The sequence below is a fragment of the Hyphomonas sp. genome (assembly GCF_046313735.1).
Taxonomy (GTDB): Bacteria; Pseudomonadota; Alphaproteobacteria; order Caulobacterales; family Hyphomonadaceae; genus Hyphomonas.
This window is the reverse complement of sequence record NZ_JBKBXW010000034.1, coordinates 22,090-28,689: the sequence shown is the minus strand read 5'-3', so window position 1 is coordinate 28,689 and position 6,600 is coordinate 22,090. Positions and strand designations below refer to the sequence as shown.

The 6,600-nt window shown below is 64.1% G+C and carries 5 protein-coding genes and 1 pseudogene; all 6 read right to left on the bottom strand.

The annotated features are described in order from the left end of the window. Nucleotides 1-310 (bottom strand): annotated as a pseudogene (locus ACK4SV_RS14790) (peptidase); the annotation flags it as partial. A gap of 26 nt (nucleotides 311-336) precedes the next feature. Beyond that, entirely contained in the window at nucleotides 337-1,140 is an 804-nt protein-coding gene (locus tag ACK4SV_RS14785) for a transglutaminase domain-containing protein (RefSeq protein WP_409918612.1), read from the bottom strand. Nucleotides 1,141-1,151: 11 nt separating this feature from the next. Further along, on the bottom strand, nucleotides 1,152-2,093 hold the full coding sequence (locus tag ACK4SV_RS14780; RefSeq protein ID WP_409918611.1) for an alpha-E domain-containing protein: 942 nt from the start codon (nucleotides 2,091-2,093) through the stop codon (nucleotides 1,152-1,154). A 6-nt stretch (nucleotides 2,094-2,099) separates the two neighbouring features. Next, a complete protein-coding gene (locus ACK4SV_RS14775) occupies nucleotides 2,100-3,527 on the bottom strand; it encodes a circularly permuted type 2 ATP-grasp protein (protein WP_409918610.1) in 1,428 nt (475 codons plus the stop codon). Nucleotides 3,528-3,672: 145 nt separating this feature from the next. Next, complete coding sequence (locus ACK4SV_RS14770) at nucleotides 3,673-5,499, bottom strand: SLC13 family permease (protein ID WP_409918609.1); 1,827 nt, start codon at nucleotides 5,497-5,499, stop codon at nucleotides 3,673-3,675. A gap of 100 nt (nucleotides 5,500-5,599) precedes the next feature. Further along, nucleotides 5,600-6,592, bottom strand: coding sequence for a UDP-glucose 4-epimerase GalE (gene galE / locus ACK4SV_RS14765; RefSeq protein WP_409918608.1), 993 nt, complete (start codon nucleotides 6,590-6,592; stop codon nucleotides 5,600-5,602). Nucleotides 6,593-6,600: the final 8 nt, after the last annotated feature.

Genomic DNA, 6,600 nt, shown 5'->3' with positions numbered 1-6,600 from the left:
TCGCGGCATTTGACTGGATCACATCACGCAGGGTCTCGCCGACAAGCCGGGCGATCTGGAACATGGTCGGCAGCTCAAGGATCGACGGGCGCCGCTCCGAGGGCGCCTTGGTGCGCTCCTCCAGCAGGCTGACGACCGACTGCGTTGTCGCGAGATTCCCCGCCGTCATCAGCGCAATCGCCCGCTCGCCGGGCTTCTCCCAGGTAAACAGCTTGCGGAAGCGCGAGATATTGTCGACGCCCGCATTCGTGCGCGTGTCCGACATCAGCACCAGCCCGCAATCGAGCTTCAGTCCTACGCAATAGGTCATTCCGGATCGCCTTCGTCAGCGCCTTCTTATTGTTGTTGTACCTCGATGGAGACATCCAGCGATTCGGCCGCCGCCCCGAAGCGTACTCCTGAAACCGGCGCCGCCTCGGTATAGTCAAGCCCTGTCGCCACGCGAACATAGCGCTCATCGGGGGAAATCGCGTTGGAAATGTCAAAGCCCACCCAGCCGAGGCCCTCGACATGCACCTCAGCCCAGGCATGGCCGGCATCCTGCTCCACGCGGTCATTCATCATCAGATACCCCCCGGCATAGCGCGCCGGATAACCCAGCAGCCGCGCCGCGGTGATGAACACATGCGCATGGTCCTGGCAGACGCCATGGCCGGCTTCCAGCGCGTCCTCGGCGCGGGTCGCGGTGTCCGTCCGGCCCGGCTCATAGCTCACCGCCCCGCGCACCAGCGCGACAAGCTCGTGCAGGCGCGGAATATCGCCGATGCTGGCATCCGGGAGGCCCTTGATCAGCTTGCGCACATGCGGCCCCGGCCGGGTCAGCGGCGTCGGGCGCAGGAACAGCCAGAGCGGCGCATACCCCGAATGCGGCCCGGTCACGCCGGCGGTATCCTCGACCTCGACTTCCCCTTCGCAGGTGATGACCAGATCATCGCCCACACTGCCAAGGCTGATCAGATGCACATGATTGGCGTGCTGGTCTGTAAACTCTGTCTCCAGCCGGCCGCCCTCCACGGTGAGGCGCCAGTTGAGCACGCGGTGGCGCGGCCGGTCCTTAGGCGTCTTGCGCAGCTGCATCAGGCCGTATTCCACCGGCGTGTCATACCGGTAGCGCGTCGTGTGCAGGATCCTCAGTCTCATCCGGCGCGCCCTCAGCTGTTGAACCTGAAATCCTGCTCGACCTGGCGGGCGAGGGCATTGTTGTCCACGATGAAGCCGGTCAGGAATTCATGCAGGCCCGAATCGATGATCTGCTCAATGCTGAGGCCTTCGAGCCGGTCGCGCTGGGCCAGCGCAAGCTCCAGGCTCGGCGCGCGGATATTGTAATCCGTACACAGATGTCCGAGATTGCTGGCGATCTTGCGCAGGCAGTAGAGCAGCGAGCGCGGCATCCGCCGGTCGAGGATCAGGAAATCGGCAATCGTTGCCGGGCTCACCTCGCCGCCATACAGCCAGCGAAACGCCCGCTCTGCCGAGGCCGAGCGCAGGATCGTCTCCCATTGCACATTGTCGAGTGCGGAGCCCACCAGCGTCACCGAGGGCAGCAGCACATAGTATTTCACATCCAGGATGCGCGCGATGTTGTCCGCCCGCTCCACAAAAGTGCCGATGCGGGCGAAATTGTAGATGTCGTTACGCAGCATCGTGCCGACGGTTGCCCCGCGCACAAGGGCGCTCTGGTTGCGGATGATCGACAGGGTCTGCGGCAAATCCGTCTCTCGGATCGGGCGGGCGAGCACGTCTTTCAGCGTAATCCAGCTTTCATTGACCGCTTCCCACACTTCCCGCGTCAGCGCCGTGCGCACGAGGCGCGCATTGTTGCGCGCGGCCTCGGTGGCCGAAATCACGCTGGAGGGGTTGGATGTATCGCGCAGCAGGAAATTGATCACGCTCGGCCCGTCAAACTTGCCGCCGGCGTCAAGGAAAGCCTGGCGCGCCGAAGCGGTGTCGATGATCGAGGCCCATTCCTCCTCGGCATGGTCGGAGCGCGTCAGCGCCATACGGAATCCGGCATCGACCAGACGCGAGGTGTTCTCGCTCCGCTCGAGATAACGGAACATCCAGAAGAGGCCGCCGGCGGTCTTGCCAAGCATCGCGCGTCAGTCCTCCAGCACCCAGGTGTCTTTCGTGCCGCCGCCCTGGCTCGAATTGACGACGAGCGAGCCCTTCTTCAGCGCCACCCGGGTCAGCCCGCCCGGTGTGATCTCGATTGAACCCGGCGAGACCAGCACGAACGGGCGCAGGTCCACATGCCGGGGCGCAAGGCCCGCCCGCGTCAGGATCGGCACCGTGGACAGCGCCAGCGTCGGCTGGGCGATGTAATTGCCGGGCTTCGCCATCAGCTTGGCGCGGAAGGCCTCGATTTCCTTCTTCGACGCCGCCGCCCCGACCAGCATCCCATACCCGCCCGAGCCATGAACTTCCTTCACGACGAGCTCGGAGAGATGTTCCAGCACATAGGCCAGCGCATCCGGCTCCGAGCATCGCCAGGTCGGCACATTCTTCAGGAGCGGCTTTTCGCCGGTATAGAACTGGACGATGTCCGGCATGTAGGAATAGATCGCCTTGTCATCGGCAATGCCGGTGCCCGGCGCATTCGCAATCGTGATGCCGCCCGCGCGGTAGACGTCCAGCACGCCGGGAACGCCCAGCATGGATTCCGGCCGGAAATTCAGCGGATCGAGATAATCATCATCGACGCGCCGGTAGAGCACATCAATCGGCTGGTAGCCTTGCGTCGTGCGCATCGCGAGGCGCCCGCCCACGACGCGCAGGTCATGCCCCTCCACCAGTTCTGCACCCATCTGGTCGGCCAGGAAGGCGTGCTCATAATAGGCGGAGTTGTGGATGCCCGGCGTCAGCACCGCAACCACGGGCCGCCCGCTGCAGGCCGGCGGCGCGCAGGCCGCCAGCGACCGGCGCAGGGATTTGGGATAATCATTCACCGGGCGCACGCGCACGCGCGTGAACAGCTCCGGGAACATGTGCAGCATCGTCTCGCGGTTCTCCAGCATGTAGGAGACACCTGAGGGCGTGCGGGCATTGTCCTCCAGCACGAAGAACTCATTCTCGCTGGTGCGCACCAGATCGACCCCGACGATGTGGGTGTAGATCTTTCCGGGCGGCATCACGCCGATCATCTTCGGCAGGAAGGCTTCGTTGTTACGGATCAGCTCCACCGGCAGGCGCCCGGCCTTGAGGATTTCCTGGCGGTGATAGATGTCATGCAGGAAGGCATTGATCGCGCGCACACGCTGCTCGATCCCGCGCGTCAGCTTCGACCATTCCTTGGCCGAGATGATGCGCGGCACGAGATCGAACGGGATCAGCCGCTCATCGGCTTCCTGGGAATTGTAGACATTGAAGGTGATGCCGGTGCGCCGGAAGAAGGTTTCCGCCTCGCGCGCCTTGCGCCTCAGCCGTTCCGGCGGCTGCGCGCTGAACCAGTCGCAATAGGACGCATAAGGCCCGCGCGGACGCTCATTGCCCCCATCCATCTCATTGAAAAACTGCGGAGTTTCTGCCATCCGCCCGACATTACGCGGGATTCCGCAGCCAGCAATGAGGTTTCTTGCGGCCCGCGCCGCGGCTGCAGGCTGCCTGCATCCTGTTCAGGGCGCTCAACAATTGCCTGAAATTGAGGCGACCCGGTCTGCACCCCTACGGTGCGCCTTACTGGGCGATGGGCGCCAGCGGCCAGAAAATCGGGATCACGATAGCGGCCACCACCACCATCACGATGTTCAGCGGCAGGCCGAAACGCACGAAATCTGTGAACTGATAGCCGCCGGCCCGGTAGACCAGCGTGTTCGTCTGGTAGCCGATGGGCGTCGCGAAACTCGCACTTGCTGCAAACATCACCGCCACCACGAAGGCGCGCGGATCAATCCCGATCTGATGCGCAAGGCCAATCGCCAGCGGCGTGATCAGGATGGCCGCCGCATTGTTGCTGATGATCTCGGTCAGCAGCGAGGTGAAGGCATAGATCAGCACAAGCAGCGCCAATGGCCCGAACCCGCCGGCAAAATCGGCCAGGAAGCCGACGATCAGCGCCGCCGCGCCGGTCTTTTCCATCGCAATGCCGAGGGCCAGCATCCCGAAAATGAGCATCAGGATATCCCAGCGGATCGACTGGTAGGCTTCCTGATGATCGAGGCAGCCGAACGCCACCACCGCCGTCGCCGCGATCAGCGCAAGGCCGGCAATCGGCATCAGCTCGATCGCCGCAAGCCCCATCACCAGCAGCACCGCCGCCACCGCCACCGGCGCCTTGTCCCGCCGGATCGAGCGCTCCGAGCTTTCGGTGAGGTTGTTCAGATGGCCTTCCTCGAACAGCTCGCGCATTCCGCGCGGCGGGCCTTCGACCAGCACCGTATCCCCGACCTCAAAACGCAGCTCATCAATCTGGCGCGCCATGTTCTCCCCGCGCCGGTGGATCGCGAGAACATAGACCCCGTAGAGCCGCGCCAGGCCGAGGCCTGCAAGGCGCCGCCCGATCAGCCGCGATTGCGGGCCGATCACGCCTTCCATGATGACGGTCTCGGTCGTCTGCACCGGCTCGAAGGAGGCATGCTCGCTGCCCTGCGCGCCGATGGCCACGCTGCCGGCCTCTTTCAGCGTCAGCATTTCGGCAACCGGCGAGCGCAGCACCATCCGGTCGCCCGCCTGCAGGACGATGGTCTTGAGGTTGCTGCGCAGCGAGACGCCCTCCCGGAACACGTCAATCACCGTGAAGCCCTTTTCGGCGGTGAAGCCGGTCTCCGAAATCGTCTTGCCGATCAGGTCGGAATTCAGCGGGATCAGGATCTGCGCCACGAAGCGCCGCTCTTTCTGATCGGGGAGCATCGCGGCCAGCGTCTCGCGCACCGGCAGCAGGAACGGGCTCATCAGCGCGACATAGACGATGCCAACCCCGGCAAACATAAGGCCCGCGCCGGTAATCTCGAACATGCCGAACGCCGGCATCCCCTGCCTCTGCGCCACGCCGTCAACGAGGATATTGGTCGAGGTGCCGATCAGCGTCGTCGTCCCGCCGAAGATCGCCGCAAAGGACAATGGCATCAGCAGTTTCGACGGGGCAATATTGATTGCCTTCGCCAGCCGGATCGCCACCGGGATCAGGATGATCACGACCGGCGTGTTGTTGATGAAGGCCGACAGGACGATCACGGCGAACATCATCGTCACGACCGCCAGCACCGCTGAGCCGGCTTGCGCCAGGCGCGCCACCAGCCGCCCGACATAGTCGATCACCCCGGTCCGCTCCAGCGCGGCCGAAAGCACGAACATCGCCGCCACGGTCACCGGCGCCGAATTGGCAAACACGGAAATCGTCTCGTTCACTGTCAGGATGCCGGTCAGCATCAGCGCGCCCATGGCGAGCAGGGCAACCACATCGGCCGGAAGTTTCTCGCGCACGAAGCCGAAGAAGACGAACGCCACAAGGACCAGCACGAAGCCAATCTGGAAGACCTGGCTGTCTAGGATGGGTGCGAGCATCAAGGTGTCCCGGGCTGCCTCTCGATTCCGAGACACAAGCCGGAACCGCCCGAAAGTGCAACTGCCTTACGGTTTGGAAATCCTCACCGCTGTGTTGAGTTTACCCTGTCCGCCCGGCCGCCAGCTCGGCGAGGTGCCAAGCCCAGGCTGTGGAAATAATCGTATCAATATCAGAGCACTCAGCCTTCCAGCCCAGAAGCTGCATGGCCTTTTCGGTGTCTGCCACCAGCCGCGAGGCATCCCCCGCCCGGCGCGGGCCCAGCACCGTATTCACCTTGCGCCCGGTGATCTGTTCAACGCTGTTGCGGATTTCGAGCACGCTCGTGCCGGTGCCGGTGCCCAGGTTGATCGCCTCGCTCGCCCCGCCCCGGCGCAGATGGTCCAATGCTGCGAGATGCGCGCGGGCGAGGTCGTTGACATGGATATAGTCGCGGATCGCCGTGCCGTCCGGCGTGTCATAATCGGTCCCGAAAATGTTGAGGGTGTAGCTCTCATCGCCTGCACCCCGCAGCGCCAGCGGAATCAGGTGCGTCTCCGGCTCATGCCGCTCACCGATCAGGCCGGACGGGTCCGCGCCGGCCGCATTGAAGTAGCGCAGCGCCACATGCCGGATGCCGTGCGCAGTGTCATGGTCCTGCAGCGCCCATTCGGCCATCAGCTTGGTGCGGCCATAGGGATTGATCGGCGCCTGCGGGTGGGTCTCGTCGAGCGGCAGGCGCACCGGCGGGCCATAAGTTGCGCAGGTCGAAGAAAACACCAGCGCGCCCGTCCCGCTCGCCCGCATCGCGGCAAGGATGTTGAGCGTACCGAGAACATTGTTGCGATAGTAGAGCCCCGGATCCTCGGTCGACTCGCCCACAAAGGTCAGCGCCGCAAAATGCGCGACCGCATCCGGCTTCACCCGCTGCATCGCCGCCGTCAGCGCCTCGAGGTCCAGGATATCGCCCTCGATCAGCTCGCCCCAGCGCACAAAATCCCGCCAGCCGCGCTGCAAATTGTCATAGACAACGACCGTCCATCCGGCCTCGGCGAACGCCTTGCAGCAATGTGCGCCGACATATCCGGCGCCCCCGGTAACAAAGACAGTTGGCATTGAAAATC

Coding starts and splice junctions, on each gene's coding strand:
- ACK4SV_RS14770 (WP_409918609.1), bottom strand. CDS start 5,499: ATGCTCGCACCCATCCTAGACAGCCAGGTCTTCCAGATTGGCTTCGTG.
- ACK4SV_RS14775 (WP_409918610.1), bottom strand. CDS start 3,527: ATGGCAGAAACTCCGCAGTTTTTCAATGAGATGGATGGGGGCAATGAG.
- ACK4SV_RS14785 (WP_409918612.1), bottom strand. CDS start 1,140: ATGAGACTGAGGATCCTGCACACGACGCGCTACCGGTATGACACGCCG.
- ACK4SV_RS14780 (WP_409918611.1), bottom strand. CDS start 2,093: ATGCTTGGCAAGACCGCCGGCGGCCTCTTCTGGATGTTCCGTTATCTC.
- galE (WP_409918608.1), bottom strand. CDS start 6,592: ATGCCAACTGTCTTTGTTACCGGGGGCGCCGGATATGTCGGCGCACAT.